Annotated in this window: 15 protein-coding genes; 4 read left to right on the plus strand and 11 right to left on the minus strand. The window is 54.9% G+C overall.

Annotation, left to right across the window (positions count from 1 at the left end; all coding sequences use genetic code 11):
• Positions 1-666 precede the first annotated feature (666 nt).
• The 7 genes from flgH to ABHV46_RS06145 all read right to left on the minus strand — a co-directional run bounded on the left by flgH (position 667) and on the right by ABHV46_RS06145 (position 9,401).
• Complete coding sequence (gene flgH / locus ABHV46_RS06115) at positions 667-1,308, minus strand: flagellar basal body L-ring protein FlgH (RefSeq protein WP_438384284.1); 642 nt, start codon at positions 1,306-1,308, stop codon at positions 667-669.
• Between the two features lie 113 nt (positions 1,309-1,421).
• A complete protein-coding gene (gene flgA / locus ABHV46_RS06120) occupies positions 1,422-2,420 on the minus strand; it encodes a flagellar basal body P-ring formation chaperone FlgA (protein ID WP_438383686.1) in 999 nt (332 codons plus the stop codon).
• A gap of 7 nt (positions 2,421-2,427) precedes the next feature.
• Positions 2,428-3,213, minus strand: coding sequence for a flagellar basal-body rod protein FlgG (flgG, locus tag ABHV46_RS06125; RefSeq protein ID WP_336946439.1), 786 nt, complete (start codon positions 3,211-3,213; stop codon positions 2,428-2,430).
• A gap of 248 nt (positions 3,214-3,461) precedes the next feature.
• Positions 3,462-4,865 carry a tetratricopeptide repeat protein gene (locus ABHV46_RS06130; RefSeq protein WP_438383688.1) on the minus strand — a complete coding sequence of 468 codons (1,404 nt, stop codon included), beginning with the start codon at positions 4,863-4,865 and terminating at the stop codon, positions 3,462-3,464.
• The gene (locus ABHV46_RS06135) at positions 4,865-5,950 is read right to left on the minus strand and encodes a flagellin (RefSeq protein WP_438383691.1); all 1,086 of its coding nucleotides are present in this window, start codon (positions 5,948-5,950) and stop codon (positions 4,865-4,867) included. The genes ABHV46_RS06130 and ABHV46_RS06135 overlap by 1 nt, the downstream gene beginning before the upstream one ends.
• Positions 5,951-5,971: 21 nt before the next feature.
• Entirely contained in the window at positions 5,972-7,531 is a 1,560-nt protein-coding gene (gene flgK, locus ABHV46_RS06140) for a flagellar hook-associated protein FlgK (protein WP_438383694.1), read from the minus strand.
• Between the two features lie 193 nt (positions 7,532-7,724).
• A complete protein-coding gene (locus tag ABHV46_RS06145) occupies positions 7,725-9,401 on the minus strand; it encodes a methyl-accepting chemotaxis protein (protein ID WP_336946192.1) in 1,677 nt (558 codons plus the stop codon).
• 697 nt (positions 9,402-10,098) lie between these two features.
• Between ABHV46_RS06145 and ABHV46_RS06150 the strand changes: the two genes are divergently transcribed.
• From ABHV46_RS06150 to ABHV46_RS06165, 4 genes are all read left to right on the plus strand, one after another.
• Entirely contained in the window at positions 10,099-11,817 is a 1,719-nt protein-coding gene (locus ABHV46_RS06150) for a flagellar hook-basal body complex protein (RefSeq protein WP_438383697.1), read from the plus strand.
• Between the two features lie 171 nt (positions 11,818-11,988).
• A complete protein-coding gene (locus tag ABHV46_RS06155; RefSeq protein ID WP_438383698.1) occupies positions 11,989-12,579 on the plus strand; it encodes a flagellar basal body-associated FliL family protein in 591 nt (196 codons plus the stop codon).
• Between the two features lie 131 nt (positions 12,580-12,710).
• Positions 12,711-13,751 (plus strand): flagellar motor switch protein FliM, encoded by a 1,041-nt coding sequence (fliM, locus tag ABHV46_RS06160; protein ID WP_438383700.1) that lies wholly within the window; start codon positions 12,711-12,713, stop codon positions 13,749-13,751.
• Positions 13,752-13,810: 59 nt separating this feature from the next.
• Positions 13,811-14,398: a DUF6468 domain-containing protein gene (locus ABHV46_RS06165; protein ID WP_438383702.1), complete on the plus strand. Its 588-nt coding sequence runs from the start codon at positions 13,811-13,813 to the stop codon at positions 14,396-14,398.
• Positions 14,399-14,405: 7 nt separating this feature from the next.
• Here the strand turns inward: ABHV46_RS06165 and ABHV46_RS06170 are convergent, their stop codons facing one another.
• From ABHV46_RS06170 to ABHV46_RS06185, 4 genes are all read right to left on the minus strand, one after another.
• Entirely contained in the window at positions 14,406-14,777 is a 372-nt protein-coding gene (locus ABHV46_RS06170; protein ID WP_438383704.1) for a hypothetical protein, read from the minus strand.
• Between the two features lie 92 nt (positions 14,778-14,869).
• Positions 14,870-15,277 carry a hypothetical protein gene (locus ABHV46_RS06175; protein WP_438383706.1) on the minus strand — a complete coding sequence of 136 codons (408 nt, stop codon included), beginning with the start codon at positions 15,275-15,277 and terminating at the stop codon, positions 14,870-14,872.
• Complete coding sequence (locus tag ABHV46_RS06180; RefSeq protein WP_438383709.1) at positions 15,274-15,594, minus strand: rod-binding protein; 321 nt, start codon at positions 15,592-15,594, stop codon at positions 15,274-15,276. Before ABHV46_RS06180 ends, ABHV46_RS06175 begins: the two co-directional genes overlap by 4 nt.
• 4 nt (positions 15,595-15,598) lie before the next feature.
• On the minus strand, positions 15,599-16,666 hold the full coding sequence (locus ABHV46_RS06185) for a flagellar basal body P-ring protein FlgI (protein WP_336946440.1): 1,068 nt from the start codon (positions 16,664-16,666) through the stop codon (positions 15,599-15,601).
• Between the last annotated feature and the right edge of the window lie 190 nt (positions 16,667-16,856).

The raw sequence follows: 16,856 nt of genomic DNA on the forward strand, positions 1-16,856 counted from the left end.
ATAGTGATCATTTTCGACCACATCGCTATCCAAGCTCGGGGTTTTCCGCTCGCCGCCCCTCAATGGCTGGGCGCTTTTCCCGGGTTACGAGCCTGGAAATCTATACGAAACCGATGAAGCGCCGGACCAGGCTGGCAAGATATCCGATCCAAAGCCGTATGGTTGCGAGATTGAGTCAGCTTCTGAAAGACATAACGGTCTTGTCTTCGGCGGGGGGGGCATCAGTTTGAGGCGATTGAAGATCTACTTGACGCCGGTTCGTAGCTTATACCGCGCCTACTTCGTCTCCCTATGAATATTACAGACTTTTTTAATGAAACAAGTCGCATCCCCATCTATTTTTCAGATCTCATGAAAAATACTTTCGTTCGTCTTCCCGATCTGGTTGCATTATTATGGGATTTAGAGCGGATCATTGAATCGCGGCATCTACAGCTTGGCACTCTGAAACCTGACCGGCGGTGTGGACAAAGCCATTACGTCATGCCTGATCCATTCACCAATCGCGCCAATGACGCCGTGACACAGCTCAGACCCAAGACCAACAGGTCTTGGGCCATCGTCTCCTGAACTTTGGAGATGAGGAAATCAATCGCAGGTATAGGCCGGATTTCCAAAGCAGACAGAAATAAGAAACAGATCTTAAGTAGTATAAAAATATCGTACTCAGAATGGCAGCACGCCGTCCATGATCTGCTGGCCATAGCGCGCGGTCTGTGCCTTGGTCAACTGGCCACGGCCGCCGTAAGAGATACGCGCCTCCGCAATACGATCATGCGTGACGATATTACCTTCGGTAATATCTTGCGGGCGCACAACACCGCTGACCATAAGCTGGCGCAACTCCCCATTGACGCGCACTTCCTGCCTCGCGACAATAACAAAATTGCCGTTGGGCAAAACCTGGGTGATCGTACCCGCCAAAGCAAGCGTAACGATCTCGTTTCTTCGTATAATCCCGGCCCCCGTATTAGCGCTTGCACTACTCGTATCGAGCGCACTCGAGCTTGAAAGCACCTTGCCCTGGGCTCCGAAAAAGCTCGGAATGCCGAAAGTCTGCGATCCGCTTCCTGCAACAGTCGTATTATCATTTACGGCTGCATTATCGGAAATATTGACATTGATCGTGATGAGATCGCCGACCTGTGACGCGCGCTGGTCCTTGAAAAACGCTCGGCTACCGGAACGCCAGAGGCTACCAACTTCAGTGGGCGGTGGCTGCAATGGAGGCATAGGCATCGTTATGGGACGATAATCCGGTGCCTGGGTTGGATCGGATGTCTGAGTCATGCGGGGTGGATGCCCCATTTCTGTCAGATCGGCGAGAGATGTGCAGGCGCTCAGCGCTATCGAGAGAAAAAGACACGCGATCCCGGTGAAGCGTCTCACGGTCTTTTCCCTCGATCTGAGATGGTCGCATCTCATGGCAGATTATTCCGACTGGACATCGCGAGACGCCGCGCCGTGTTGGGGTCGGACGGCACTGGATGGCTGCTGAGCTCAACTTCGATGTTAGACCCGTCAACGACACGGCCGCTAACGATCATGCCGCTTGACTCGTTCAATACACGCACCTGCTGTCTGGCTCCGGCATCTTCCATGGCCCTCCCTGCTATCGACAGACGCAACCCAGGTGACGCAAACGTAATCAAAACAGGATCTCCCTTGTGCATCACCATTGTACGCTGAAGATCCTGAGCGATTACGGCAGCGCCAGAGACGACACCCCGGCTTATACTAAGTCCCTCGATTTCGGATTCATTCGAGACGGCTTTCGACGGGAGATGCCCTGAGTAGGACTCGTCCAGTCTGACGTCAGAAGCCGAGATCACCGTTCCCGCAGGCAAAGAACGCGTATAAACGAGCACGCGCTGAGTCGCATGGATGAGTCCCGTCAGCATAAAGGAATCGGAAGCGAGATCACCGGTCGGATGCGCCCTGTAAACAGTCGACGAAAACCAGCCGCTTCTTTGATCCCACTTAACGTCCGAGAGCACAACGGGATCGGCCTCGTCAGTGGATACGGTCAATGGATGGAAATCGCGCAGGGTGATTGAAATCGGACCATCTCCGAGTTCAGGCAGGTTTTTACGGATTAAAGCGTTGAAATAGGATTCGTCCAGTATTCGGCCCGCGCGCATAATCGTCATGGAGGCAGATGCCGACTGGTCCTCCCACTCTATGCCATATTGGTCCGCAATTGCGATCAGTTGCTGGCCGCTGACCTCGATCGCCCCTCCCGGCGCGGGGCTTGGGCCCAGAATACGGTCCTGCCCCGGCTCCAGCCCGGCAAATATATCCGAGAGTCGCACAGTGTCAGAGGCAATGGTTGTGGCATGACGCAAAGTCGCAGCACGCGCATTACCCGCAGATGCTGCAAAGCACAGCGCCCCGCAAAGACTCAGAATGAGCCAGCGCATGACAGCATTACCGCAAGTTTGTAAGGGTCTGGAGCATTTCGTTCGACGCTGTAATCACCTTGCTGTTCATCTCATAGGCGCGTTGAGCAGTGATGAGCGCCGTAATCTCGGTAACGACGTTTACCGAAGATTCCTCAACAAACCCTTGACGAACAGAACCGTAGCCTTCGCTCTGGGGCGTACTGAGATTAGCGGTGCCGGATGAGGTCGTCTCGGTGAAAAGATTTTGCCCCATCGCAGCCAGACCGTTTTCATTTTGAAAAGTTGACAGCTGTAGCTGACCCGCAACCTGAGCTGTCGTCTGACCGGAGAGCGTGTACTGGACCTGACCGGACTGATCGATCGTAATGTTCTCAGCATTGTTCGGCACTGATATATTCGGCGAAAGCGGATACCCGTCTGCCGACACGATCGTCCCATCCTGAGAAAGGGAGAATGTTCCGTCACGCGTATAGGCATATTCGCCTGACGGAAGCGTCACACGAAAATAGCCACGTCCCTCGATTGCCAGATCAAGCGAGTTACCTGTCTGCTCGAGCGTACCCTGCTCGTTAATTCGATAAATGCCTGCCGTACGCACACCAAGGCCCACCTGCGCGCCCGCAGGCACAAGATCGCCCGTGTCTGAACTCATCGTTCCGGCACGACGAAGATCCTGATAGATAAGATCCTGAAACTCCGCACGACGACGCTTGTAACCGGTCGTCGTCATATTCGCGATATTATTGGAAATCGTCTCGACATTCGTCGTCTGGGCCTGCATGCCCGTATTCGCAATATCCAGCGATCTCATCATGACAAATCGTGCTCCTGACACTCGAAATAACGGTGCCTGCTTTCAAATGTTACTGAACCACCAAAAAGACAGTAAGCGGGTTATACTGCCCTACACCGCATAAATAGCAGTACTCAAAATTCCTTTTAGAAGCGTGAATCTCAAAGGCGATCCAACGGCATCCCTCGCCAATCACGGAATGGTTACACCCTACAACGTTCCGTTTCGCAAAGCGAGCGTTCAGCCAAGAAGGCTTCCAGATTTTTTCAGAGTGATGCAGAATAGCACTGCTCGTGCCGAAGGATAAGGGCGCTCAGAGCCTTGTGAAGCTCGACCATAGGCATCGACCAGTCGAGCGGCACGCTTTGCTGGAAAATTCGCACGGTATCGTACCACGGTGAATCCGTGCGTCGGGAAAGCCAGCGCCAGCATTGGTCGTAACGGGATAGCAGCCAGGTTGGCTTGCCAAGGGCTGCGGCCAAATGGCATGTCGAAGTATCAACTGCAATAACGAGATCGAGCGCACTGACAAGTGCAGCCGTATCGCTGAAGTCGCGCAACTGCGAAGTATGATCGATCAGACGCATTCCCGGAGGCGGGGTACGGGACTGATCGGCTTTCTCACCGAGTTGCAGACTATAGAAAACGACACCCGGCAGGGTGGCCAGCGACGCGAATGTATCCAGATCGGTCGAACGGCGTCGATCCGCCAGAAAGGCGGCCTGTACTTCCGGATGAGGTGCGCCGGCCCAGACGACTCCAACACGCAGCGGGGGCACCGCATTGCTCGTACCTTCAGCGACCAGCTGGTTGCGCCAGAACGCCGCTTTCTCAGGCTCGACTTTTAAATAGCCCGCTGCTCCGGGGAGAGTCTCCAGGGTAATGCCCAAAGCATGGGGCAAACTGAGAACCGGACACTCAAGGTCATGCGGAGGGACCTCATCATCCTCACTCAGCACAACGATGTTCGTCAGGGAATTTTCCAGTAGAGAGACGAGCTCGCGCCTTACCCGAAACAGCACCCGACCGACCCGTCTTGCAGCAAGAGGCGCAAAACGGGCAAATTGGATGACATCCCCAAACCCGCCTTCCGTAGAAATGAGCAAAACCCGCTCAGGCGCGTCTTCGCCCAGCCACCGTGGTTTTTTCAGATCGAAGCTGGCGTAGTTCTGCGCAGTCCAGCGATGCTCATACTCCTTGAAACCCTCCGGATATTGGCCATCCTGCAAGAGCGAAACAGCGTAATTCGTTCGGCTGTAACTATTGTCGGGGTCGACCGTGATCGCAGCACGATGAAATTGCAATGCGAGTGTGTGATCGCCTCTATGATCGAGGGCTACACCCATATTGCTCAACGCCAGAGCATGTCGTCCATCAAGACGCAGGCTGTTGCGATAGCAGGCTATCGCATTCTCATATTGGCTCAGGAACAGGAAGCTATTCCCGATATTCGACCACGCATCCGCCAAAGACGGATCATGCTCGACGGCTCGGGAAAGGAAGACAAGGGCTTCGTCGAAGCGGTTCAGAAGATTGAGCAAGCCACCGTAATTACTGAGAGTCCTCGCATCAGCAGGAAAGTCCCGCAGACGCTTTTCGTACCCCTCAGCCGCCTCAGCCAGCTTGCCGGCAAGTTGCAGAGCCTCGGCGCTCCCCTCTGGATAAGCCATTACAGGTAATCCGCCAGGGTCATGCCTTTCATGTTCGATATCAGGATGTACGAAGCGTTGAGGCTCGTCTTGATATTGGAAGCATTCGTCGCAACCGTAGCCAGATCGGCATCCCGGGCATCACCCAGCTGGGTCTGCAGCATGGTACTGACGCCGGTCAGCAAAGTGGACTGTGCCTTCAGGCTGTTCTGAGTGCCACCTATCGCACCTTCCTGCTCTGTCAGCTGACTGATCGTCGTTCCGAGCGACGTATAGATCTGCTTGGCAAGGTCCGAGAACCCCGGCGTTTCAGAGGACATATCGCCCATCGACGAGACAGCCATCAAGTCGCGCATCAGATCCCTTATCGGGGAGCCCGTCGAAGTCGCGCTCTGCGCAGAAGTGACAGATGACTGCGTTGCCACAATCCCGATGGATGTCGTTGTGTCCGTGCCGCTCATAACCCCGCGCTGCTTACCCAAGGCCTGAGAGGGCGAGACTGACAACGAAGCAGAGAAGACCGACAAAGAGGGATCATTCGATTGCGCCAATGTGGTCATCTGCGAAAAAACGCTGCTTGCTCCTGCAGTAGAGACCGTTTTTACACTAGCGGCAATCTGCTGGGCCAGAGCGCTTGTAGACAATGACGACTGCCCCTTGATCGGAGACGTCGTCGACTCTGTTCCGGCGAAAACATAGTTTGTGCCGTCGCTCGTATTGAGGAGTGTCTTGATACTTTCGAGAGCTGTCTGCGCGGCAGAGGCCGCAGAAGCAACCTGGCTGGGTGTAGCGGTCCCTGAAACCCCTAGCAGATTCGTCGCAAGACTTTGCGCCTGCGTCACAAGCTGGTTCATCGCTGTCGCGGTGACGGAGAGTGTGGTCTGGGCATTCGCAATATTCGACTGCCAGGATTGAACCTGGGTGATTTTGGGAGTCAGATTAAGAACCGTCGCCCGCGACGAACCAAGATCGGCATAGGTCGCACCGATGACACCTGTGCTGCTTTGCCACGTGGCAGTCTCTTGCTGAGCCGTCAGTTCCTTGACCCCCGCAGCGAGAATAAGCGAAAGCGCAGAACCGCCATACTGATTAACCGCGTTGCTCATGTCTCGCTCCGGGGAAAAGGATTAAACTGCGTTCAAAAGCGCGTTGAACATGGTCTGTACGGTCGAAATAATCTTGGCGTTCGCCGTGTAGGCGTTCTGCAAAGCGACCGTCTTGGCCATTTCGTCATTCACATTGACACCCGACACGTCAGCCACTTTCGTTTGCAGCAGCGTCAATACGGCAGAGCTCGACGTAACACCCGAACTGGCCGCAGCGATCGTCGCCCCCTGGTTTGACGTCAGAGCGGTTGAGAGCGCAATCAGCCCCTGTCCGCCATTGTATCCAGTAGAGATACTCCCATTGGGACCCAGGCCATTCGTTGGGGCCGCAAGGCTACCGCTGACATCGCTGGCATCGGATCCGAAACCCACCGAAAGGACATTACTGATAACACTCGTGTCGCCCGAATTTGTCGTACCGTCACTATTGGTTGTCGTTGTCAGCAAGGAAGGCGTCGTCGCGTAACGCGCGCTCACCGCAAGGCTGGAAGAGAGACCGACGATCCCTTCCGGGGTCGGCTTAGTGAGATCGGAACTTTGTATGCTGCTCGCACCACCAGCCCCCGTACTGAAAAGCGAGAGGCCTGCGCTGCTAAATCGGTTCATGATCGTGTAGGAGACCGAGTCGAGCTGGGCCTGCATTTGAGGGTAGACCGTATCGCGCAAAGCAATGTTAGCGCCGAGGCTGCCTCCAGTCAGACTGGAGGTTACATCCTGTCCCGCCAGGGTAATGCCCGGAATGGAGGAGGTGCTGTCCTGAGGGCTGTAATAGGAGCTGGCGCTCAGCGTTGCGCTGGACGTGGTCAGAGGCCAGGTTGAACTGGGCAACTGCTGCGTGCTGTCATCCAGCCCCATCTGATCGGGCCTTGTCGGCAGCTGGGTGCCATTCGCAGTCCGAACGACCATATCTCCATTGCTGCTACTGGAGAAGGATACGTTCAGATTTGACGATAGGTCTGACATAATTCCCAGACGCTGGTTTTCCAGATCTGCGGTATCCTGCCCAAGACCCTTGAACTTCATGATCTGTTTCGACAACGCGCCGATCTGGGTGAGATCCGAATTAACCGACGCCACGGAGGAAACGACGCTGTCAGCCGCACCCTGCCTTTGCGTTGCGTAAGTCGAGGCAAGCGTATGAATGGTGTCGGTCAAAGCAGTTGCCTTGCTGACCACCGCACTTTGTGAGGCACTTTGTGACGGCGTCGAGGTGAGCGAGATCAGCGCACTCTGCAAATTACCGAGCTGATCTGTAAGTGACGACGTGCTCCCGGAATCTGCCGATGTCGACCCCTGCACTGCCGACAGCGAAGCGAGAGAGTTGTTCATGGTTGTATAGGATGAGGCCGAGGCATTCTGCCGATAGAGCGAGGACTGAAGCGCCTGATTGATCGAAAGCTGCGTGCTCCCAAGGCGCACACCAGCCCCGTATCCTCCGGCGACAGATGACAAGGTCGCCACTGTCTCTTTCACATAGCCAGCCGTACTGGCATTGGCGACGTTGTTCGCCGTTACGGCATATTGAGCCTCGATGACGTTGAGGCTACCCGATGCGATAGAAAGAGAGGCCAGAAGGTTCATCTTTGTCCGTTCCGCAGAAAACAGCGATCGCGCCTACACGAGCATGTCGATCGCCCCCACTTCCCAAGATGGAAACAGCAGGCTTGGGACCAGGATCTAAACCCAAATAGTTTCGGAAAGGTTTCAGAAGCTGAGGTGCCCTAAAGGGCGCCCCGCCCCCTCGCCCAGGACGCAAGCATCAAGTGCCTGCTATCTAGGCAAGACTTTCCAGAGGAGCACTGCCCGTAAGCGTGAACTCGCCCACAAGCTTTTTGAGACGTCCAGCCTCGTTTTCGAGGCTGTTTGCCGCTGCTGTGGCCTCCTCGACCATGGCCGCATTCTGCTGCGTGACGCGATCGAGCTGCCCCACCTCGTGGTTCACTTGCCCCAAGCCCGAGGCCTGCTCTTCGGAACCGAGCGCGATCTCAGAGAGAAGGCTGTCGATATCCGAAATCTGGCTCACGATTCCGCCCAGAGCGGCACCCGCATCACCAATAAGCCGCGCACCCAGATCTGAATGGACAGTTCCCTCGGCAATGAGCACACGTATCTCCTGCGAGGCTTTTGCCGAACGTTCTGCGAGAGCCCGGACTTCGGTCGCCACAACCGAAAAACCGCGCCCGGCCTCACCCGCCCTCGCAGCCTCGACAGCCGCATTCAACGCAAGCAGATTGGTTTGAAACGCGATCTGCTCGATAATGCCCGTGATCTGCGAAATCGACTTCGACGCTTCCTTCATTCTCTCCATGGCGCCCACAGCCTCGTTGACAACCTCATTGGCTTTGAGGGCATCTATTCTCGCGGCAGACGCCGAGCTTGCCGCATTCTTGGCACTCTCTGCGCTTTGAGCGACCCGCGCAGTGATGTTGTCAAGCGTCGCTGCCGTTCGTTCGAGGTTACCCGCCTGCATCTCCGTGCGCTGAGCGAGATCATTAGAAGCGACAACGATCTCGTTGGCGCCGTTGGCGACCGTCCCTACAGCGGCCCACACGCCGCCCAGCGTCACATCGAGCTTGGTGCTAGCCCGATTGAAGTCCTCACGCAGCTTCTCGTAGGTAGGGTCGAAGTTGCCAGTCATGCGAAAACTGAGAATATTCTGGGCGAGTTTCGCCAACCCCTTGCCGATACCGTCAATCGCCTGAACACGCCCCGTAATAACAGTGGCGTATTTTACAATCTTCACGACACGTCCATGGATATCGAAGATCGGGTTATAGGACGCCTGCAACCACACATGCTGGCCATTCTTGTCCAAACGCCGACATTCGAGCGGAACGTAATCGCCACGACGCAGCCTGTCCCAGAATTCGACATATTCCGGGCTTGCTGCTATTTCAGGGTCGATAAAAATACCATGTTTTTTGCCAACAAGCTCCTCGAGTGAGTAAGACATTGCTGTCAGAAAATTCTCGTTTGCCGTGAGAATAGTTTCGTCTGGCGAAAACTCAATCACGGCCTGCGCACGCGAGATTGCGTCGAGCTTGCCTGTGGTATCGGCCCGAAGCATCGCAGCTTCCGTAATCACTGAGGCAACCTTGACGATTTTATACACGCGCCCCGTGACGTCACGCACAGGATTGTAGCTTGCCTGAAGGAGAATTTCGTTCCCGCCTTTGGTCAGCCTGGTACATTCCTGCGAATATGCAATACCGGAAGCAAGCTTATGCCAGAATGCGCGATATTCGGCACCCTTAGCGTAAAGCGGATCAACAAAAATGACGTGATGCCGTCCAAGAATTTCTTCCAGACGATATCCCATAGCCGAACAGAAATTCTGATTGGCATCGATAATAGTGCCTTTCAGATCGAATTCTATGAAAGCGAGTGCGCGCTCGAGCGCGCCCAGCTTGGCTTTGGAATCTGCCCAGCCGCCCGGCCATGACTTCAACATCTATTTATTTCTCCAGAATCCAAAATGCGGATCGGCAACCTATTGTTAGTTGGATTTAATTACGCGCCAATAATCCGTTAAAGACACTCGTTTTCACCTTTTTTGACCTTGATTTATGGGGAAAAACCAGCGCCCCACGCTCGGGAAGACCTACCACATGTCGATAATTAAACATTTTTGATTTTGGAACCCAATCACCAAAGCTCAGCCAGGCCAGCGCACCCGCTACCACTGCAATTAAGAAGAACAGACGGAAAAGGGACGATCGAATTATGGGGCTGCGGAAAAATCGCCGGAATTTTCGTGCCGAAACCCGCAACGGCTCATATCAGCGCAAGCGTCGTTAACAGAAGGTTTGCGCAGACCCCGTTTTCGAAAAAATTATGAAATCTCATTGAAAAACCATCTCAGGGACTACAGCTTGCACGCGAAGGCGACGCTTTGCCGAAATCCGAGAGCTTGCGTAACAATGCTTGATTTTCTCAGAATGCGTGCTACCCAATGACCCTGTAAGGCTTCATGTCGCATAGGGAATGTTCTGCTCGGAAGGCTGCATCATGCAGGACCGGCGCCTTGACCATGTGCGGTAAGGCCAGATTTTATATTTTGATCCGTCATTTCACATTCGGATGTTCCGCATTAGTCATCTCCTTCGGGTAGGCGGAACAGCCCGCGGCGCACAGGTCGAGGACACACAATGTCAGTTTTCAATGCCCTCACGACCGCTGTCAGTGGCATCAATGCGCAAGCGACAGCGTTCACCAATCTGAGTAATAATATCGCGAATAGCCAGACCGTTGGCTACAAGGCTGATACGACAGCTTTTCAAAATTTTGTTGCCGGATCGCTCATTGGCAGCACGGCCTCAGCCGACGTATCCGACTCGGTATCGGCGATAACCGTTCAGCACGTCGACAAGCAGGGAACGCCTACAAGCAGCAGCAACAGCCTCGCGGCAGCAATTTCAGGCAACGGGCTATTCGTAGTGTCCAAGCCAACCGGCGCCAGCAATACGAGTACAACGCAATTCCAGGACCGAAGCTATTTCACCCGAAACGGTGAGTTTTCCCAAAATAATCAGGGATATCTGGTCAACACCAGCGGATATTACCTTAACGGCTACATGGTCGACCCGTCGACCGGGCAACTCAATACTGCCGTCAGCGCGATCAATGTTTCCAACATAACCTACCGCCCTCCTCAGACGAATACAATCTCGCTGACTGCCACAGTGGGCACCATGCCAGCGGACACCGCTAAATATGATAGCGGGGATGCGCAAACCTACACCACAGCCCCGGTAACGGTGTACGATGCCAATGCGAACCAGCATCATGTTGCCCTTACGTGGACCCAGAGCAGCACCAACCCACTCGTCTGGACAGCCAGCGCTTATGATGCGGATGGCAAAGGCACTATCGATCAGGCAAGCAACACCTATAACGTCACCTTCAACAGCAATGGCACCCTTGCAAGCGTGACGGACTCGTCAGGCGCGACAGTCGGCTCCACGACGACGGGCGCGGCGGTCACTCTGCCGATCACAGCGTCTTACGGCGCCAACTCCACCCAGACCATGAACCTCTCTCTGGGAACGATCGGCGGCACCAGCGGCACGATCATGGCGGCTTCGACGGGCACTCCCAGCAAAAGCGCCGTCACGAGCCTGGCGCTGAATTCCTCGACCAACACGCTCACAGAAAACAGCGCACAAATCGGCACCTCGACGGGGTCGAACCAGAGCTACATGACCTCGCCGACGGCGGTGTCAGGCGTTCCTGTCTCGATGCTCTGGTCGCAGACCTCGGCATCGCCTCCGACCTGGAATGTCTCGGCCGTAAACGCCTCGACGGGCGCAGCCCTCAGTGGAACGAGCACCATCACCTTCAATCCGGACGGCACAGCGAACGCCCCCCCGACATCCATTGCCGCAACAATCAACGGTACAGCCTACACAATCGCTCTGCCTACCATGACCAACGCAGCCAGCCCTTTGCTCACAACAGCCAGCTCGCTCGGAACCGATACGACCGCCCTCACCTCTGATGCCGTCAATGCAGGAAGCTACGAAGGTATCCAGATGCAGAGCGACGGCTCCGTGACGGCACAGTTCAGCAACGGCGCCTCGCAGCTCGTCGGGAAGATTGCCCTTGCCAATTTTGCCAACGTCAATGGCCTGAATGCGGTAGACGGACAAGCCTATACGGCCACGGCAGCCTCGGGTAATGCAGTGATCGGCGTTGCAGGCGCCAATGGCACAGGAACACTATCCGTTGGTTATACTGAGTCCTCAACGACCAATCTGACCAGCGATCTCTCTGCTCTGATTGTGGCGCAGGAAGCCTACTCAGCCAACACCAAGGTCATCACGACCGCTGATACGCTGTTGCAGGCCACGATAGCGATGAAACAGTAAAATCTGATCCGCCTGGACGGATAACTGTTTCCGGTTTTGTCGGAGGTGTCGTAAATGCCTCTGACAGTCAGGGAATTTTTAATCAGTCCAGGCTAGAATCGGAACTTGGGGCCTCCGATCCTAGTCTGACGTTGCGTCACCTATTTCGTCATTCTTCTGCAACTCCCATGGATGCCCATTGAAATCGAGCAGGAAGTTCCTCCTGCCGACCCCCTAAAGATTTTGAGCTTTGATCATATGAGCGAAACCCAATTCGGCGACAGTCTCGACATCAATCCTGTCGATGACGATCGACTGGGTCCGGCCAAGCGCCCCAAAAAGAGACGACTGGCTATTTTAATCGGAGCGGCTATCGCCCTGTGCTTGTTAGCTGGGGGCGGCTACTTTGCTGTCGCGAAGGGCTGGGTGTTTTCACATAAGAATGAAAAGACCACTCAATCAGATGCTTTAAAACCTGGAGAAACGACACTCCTAGCCATTCCGTCAGTCATCTCAAGCCTCGACAATGGCGATGGTCGTCCAGTCTATGTCAAAATGACCACTAAAGTCGAAATTGCAGGAACTGAGACAGAGGCTTCGTTGAGGCGTTATATCCCCGAGATACAGGATATTTTTCAGACCTACCTGCATGAGACCCGACCTCAGGAAATCAGAGGCAATGGTATTTATCGTCTTCGCGAGACCCTTTTACGCCGCTTGCGTATCCAGATTGCACCGCTAAAAATAACCAATTTCTACATCACCGAATTCCTGATCCAGTAGCCGCCGCGAGACCGCATTAATACTCTATTCTCTCTGGATCGAAGACAAGAATGACCGAAAAAGACGAGGCCTTTTCGCGGGCGAATGGTGATTTTGACAGAGAATTTCTGAACCCAAAGGAAGAAGAGACCTTGGATTCAGCAGATTTTTCTCAGGGTGAAACACTCAATGAAATGCTCGATCAGTCAGAGATCGACAATCTTCTCGGCGGCGCTTTCAGCGGCATACCCGAACGTCGCGAAACCGGGATGGAACGCATTATACGAGCGGGATTCGTCGCCTATGAACGTATGCCGATGCTCGAGATCGTACTCGACCGCCTCGTGCGTCTCCTGACAACTGGTCTGCGTAATTTTACCAACGACAACGTCGAAATCACGATGGAATACACACGGTCGATGTGTTTCGGTGATTACGTCAATAGCGTACCGTCATCCTCATTGTTTGCCGTATTCAAAGCTGCGCAATGGGAGAATTTCGGCCTGATCGTCATCGACTCAGCGCTTGCCTATTCGATCATCGACATTTTGATGGGCGGCCAACGCGGTCGCAGCCATTCAGGTATTGAAGGACGCCCGCACACGGCAATTGAGCGTGCGCTTATCGAAAAATTGGTGACGCTTACTCTCAAGGAGCTATCGGTTGCCTTTGGACCCGTGTGCGAGGTCGACCTCATCTTCGAACGACTGGAAGTCAGTTCACGTTTCGCTGCGATCGCCCGTGCATCGAATGCTGTCGTGACGTCCAAAATGCATATCGATATGGAAGACCGCAACGGCAACCTTGATCTGGTCATACCCTATGCCACGCTTGAGCCCGTGCGCGATCTCCTCTCGCAGCAATTCATGGGCGAGCGTTTCGGACGTGACTCCGTATGGGAGAACCATCTGATCGCCGAGATCATGGAGACCGATGCGGAGGTTTTGGCAGTCCTAGAGGAGCAAACCATTTCCCTGGCTCAGCTTCTGGATATGAAGCCTGGCATGCAGATTCTCTTCCCGCAGCGACTGGCAGGCGCGTTACCTGTGACACTGCAATGTAACCAGACACCGCTCTTCGAGGGTCATCTAGGGCAGACCAGCGGCAAGGCTGCGGTAAAGATCGACGGGAGGCTTGTGCCGGACGACAGCCCGCATACGCATAGCCCAAGCGAACCCACTCCCTATGATTAGGCGCGAGAAAAGTGCATCATGCCGCCCCTTCAGGTCCTATTTTACAAGGATGACCACTCATGCTGGCGCAGATACAAATATTTATAGAGATTGCTCTATCTGCCCTGCTTCTTCTGGGTATTGCCTTCAATTTCCATATCAGCAGGACTCTCTCTTCGCTGAAGAGTGATCGAGCGAATCTTTTAAAGCTGATCGAAAAACTCGAGACGAGCATCAAGAACGCGCATGACGGGGTCGAAAAGCTTCGTGTCGCGGGTCAGGTGAGCGGTCGCCCACTCACACGAACGATCGAGCAAGCCAAAATAGTCGGCTCCGAACTCGATACGCTTGTTGACCGAGCCGATTCCAAAGCCGAGAAACTGACAGACCTTACCACCAAGGCCTCGTCGCGCGAGCTGGCTCTCGGCAAGCTGCTGGACGACGCGGCAGATCTCAAGCTCGATCTACTGCGCAAAATCGAGTCTCCTCTGATTCACGAGCCCGAAAAAGCGAAGGAAGCTGAGGCAGTATCTAAACCTGCTGCGTCAACACCTTCCACCGATCAACCAGCTACCTCTGGTCGCAGAACGCCTCAGCAGGAGACCAAGAGCTTCAGGGGGCCCAAGCAACGCTTCGAAAACACATTCCTCGGTGATCCGTCGAGATAACAACGGATCACCAATATGCCCCGCTGACATAGCGAGGCTGCGTTGCTCCAGGATCAGCTGCGTGAGCCCAGGCGCTCCAGTCCCAGACCACCGTATCACGTCGGTTTTCTGCGGACATTTCAGGTATGGAAGGGACGCCTTTAATCGCCTGATGATGCCCTTTCACCATGGGGGTAGAGTTCACCAGATAGGCATAGGCTGCATCTGTTCCCATATACACGCACCCGCAACCGATCGGGTCGGCATACAAATAGATCAGCCCACTTGGCGCAGACCGATACGTCATGATGCCCGGAGGCAGGGTGTTCATCATTGCATAACGCGCCGTCGTATCCGCGGGATGAGCGATGAACCCGGCATCAGCAATGCGACGACCCATCTGCAGATAGGGCCTGGCAGGCGACATGCAAGCGCTTAGAAGTCCTGACAGAGACAGAGCGACAAGAGCCGTACGGCTTGCGCTGCGGCCAATCATACCTCGCTCCTCAGCGTAAGCGCCTCTCCCTGAACCGACGTCGAGGCATAATGTCCCGTGGCGCCGTAGCCTTTGGCGCCTTCCTCCTCGGCGTTGCTGAAAATCAGTTTGAGAAACAGAGCCTGGGCTTCGACTGAATGCTCGAGTAAAGATTGGTTTTCAGAGATTACGGTGCTGACCTCGGCGATCGCATCCGCAAGTATCTGCTTATCGCCCCCTGCTTCACCGTAGAGGTGCAGTACGGAATGGAGCGCCTCGATCTCGCGGGTCTTCTCTTCCAGAAGAGCTGCAACAGATTCGGGGCGGCCCGCACGTAGGAACGCGTTTTCAGCTTCGAGCGTCACTTTGAGCTTTGAGATGGCGCGAAGGACCTGCCGAGCGATCTTATCGGGATTGTCGCTCACGATGATGCCTTCTCCTGCATGGCCAGTATCTGACGATACACGCTATCCGCAATGCCGACGCCACCGCCTTTGGCTATTTCCTTGCCCATTTCGAGCACTTGCAGGGAGCGAAACTGCTTTTCCGCCGCGCCACCGCCGAATGCATTGTCAGAGGTGTCGACCGTATCGAACATGGGCTGCAGCAATTCACCGAGCGTGACGCCTTCGAACGACATGGCGGTCTCGCGCGCCTTATCCGCCCGGGCCTGATTAGCCGCGCTCTGGGCAGCTTCCCTCGCGGAAGAAACTGCTCCCAGAGCGACAGAAGTATCACTCATGATCTTATCGAACCTCCAGGTCGGCTTGCAGCGCGCCGTCCGCTTTGATGGCCTGTAGAATACTGATCATATCCCGCGGCCCCATACCGAGGGCGTTCAGACCCGAAACGAGGCTGGCAAGGGTTGGCCCCTCACGCAGAATACCCAGACGATGAGAACTGTCCGTGCTGGCATCGATCTGTGTTCTCGGCACGATCGCTGTCGTTCCGTTAGAGAAGGGAGCAGGCTGTGCTATAAGCGGTGTCTCGGTAACCTGGATAGTCAGGTTACCCTGAGCGATCGCTACGGTGCTGATACGCACGTTATCGCCCATCACGATCGTACCACTCGCCTCATCGACAATAACCTTGGCCATCGTGTCTGGCTCAACCATCAGATCGCCTATCCTGAACAGAAGGGAAGGCGCATCGCGACCGGCCATATTCACCGCGATAGTTCGCGGGTCGTCCATTCTTGCAATACCCCGCCCCAATGAGCGGTTGATGACCGTGACGATACGGTTAGCCGTTGTAAAATTCGGATTACGCAGAGAAAGATGGATAACGCCCCCGTTGCCGAGTACCACTGGCACTTCTCTTTCGACCACAGCCCCGTTGGCAATATGTCCTGTCGTGGGGATGTTACGGGTTGCCGAAGCCGCGGCGCCACCCACCGCAAAAGCGTTTGTCACAAGAGATCCCTGCGCGACGGCATAGACTTCTCCATCGGCCGCCTGAAGAGGCGTTACCAGCAGGGTACCGCCTGCAAGATCGCGCGAGTCACCAACGGCCGAAACCGTCACGTCGATCCGCCCGCCCCCATGGGAAAAAGGAGGAAGGGTTGCTGTAACCATCACGGCTGCAACGTCGTGAGTCTGAAGCTGCACCTCGCGGTCACGAATATTAACGCCGAGACGGTTGAGCATACTGATCAATGTCTCGCGTGTGAAAATAGTATTTGTCAGGCGATCGCCGGTGCCTCGCAGGCCGACGACCAGCCCGTAGCCGACAAGCTGGTTGTCTCGCACACCTTCATAATCGACGATATCCTTCACCCTTACAGCGGTAGCGCACGAGGGCGGAGCATATCCCATCAACGGCAGGGCCACCGTAAGGAATGCCGCTAGTCCGAGCCAACGCTTCGTCAAGATGTTTCCCATCAATTCTGTCGTTATTAAAATCCGGATCGCCGCGCCAGTCAGCCGGACGCCACGCCTGATTAACAATTAATTCTCTACAATTGGATAATCTTGAAAAGCGTCACACAGGAATGGCTGCAGAAGC

Source organism: Asaia sp. BMEF1 (assembly GCF_051628905.1).
Taxonomy (GTDB): Bacteria; Pseudomonadota; Alphaproteobacteria; order Acetobacterales; family Acetobacteraceae; genus Asaia.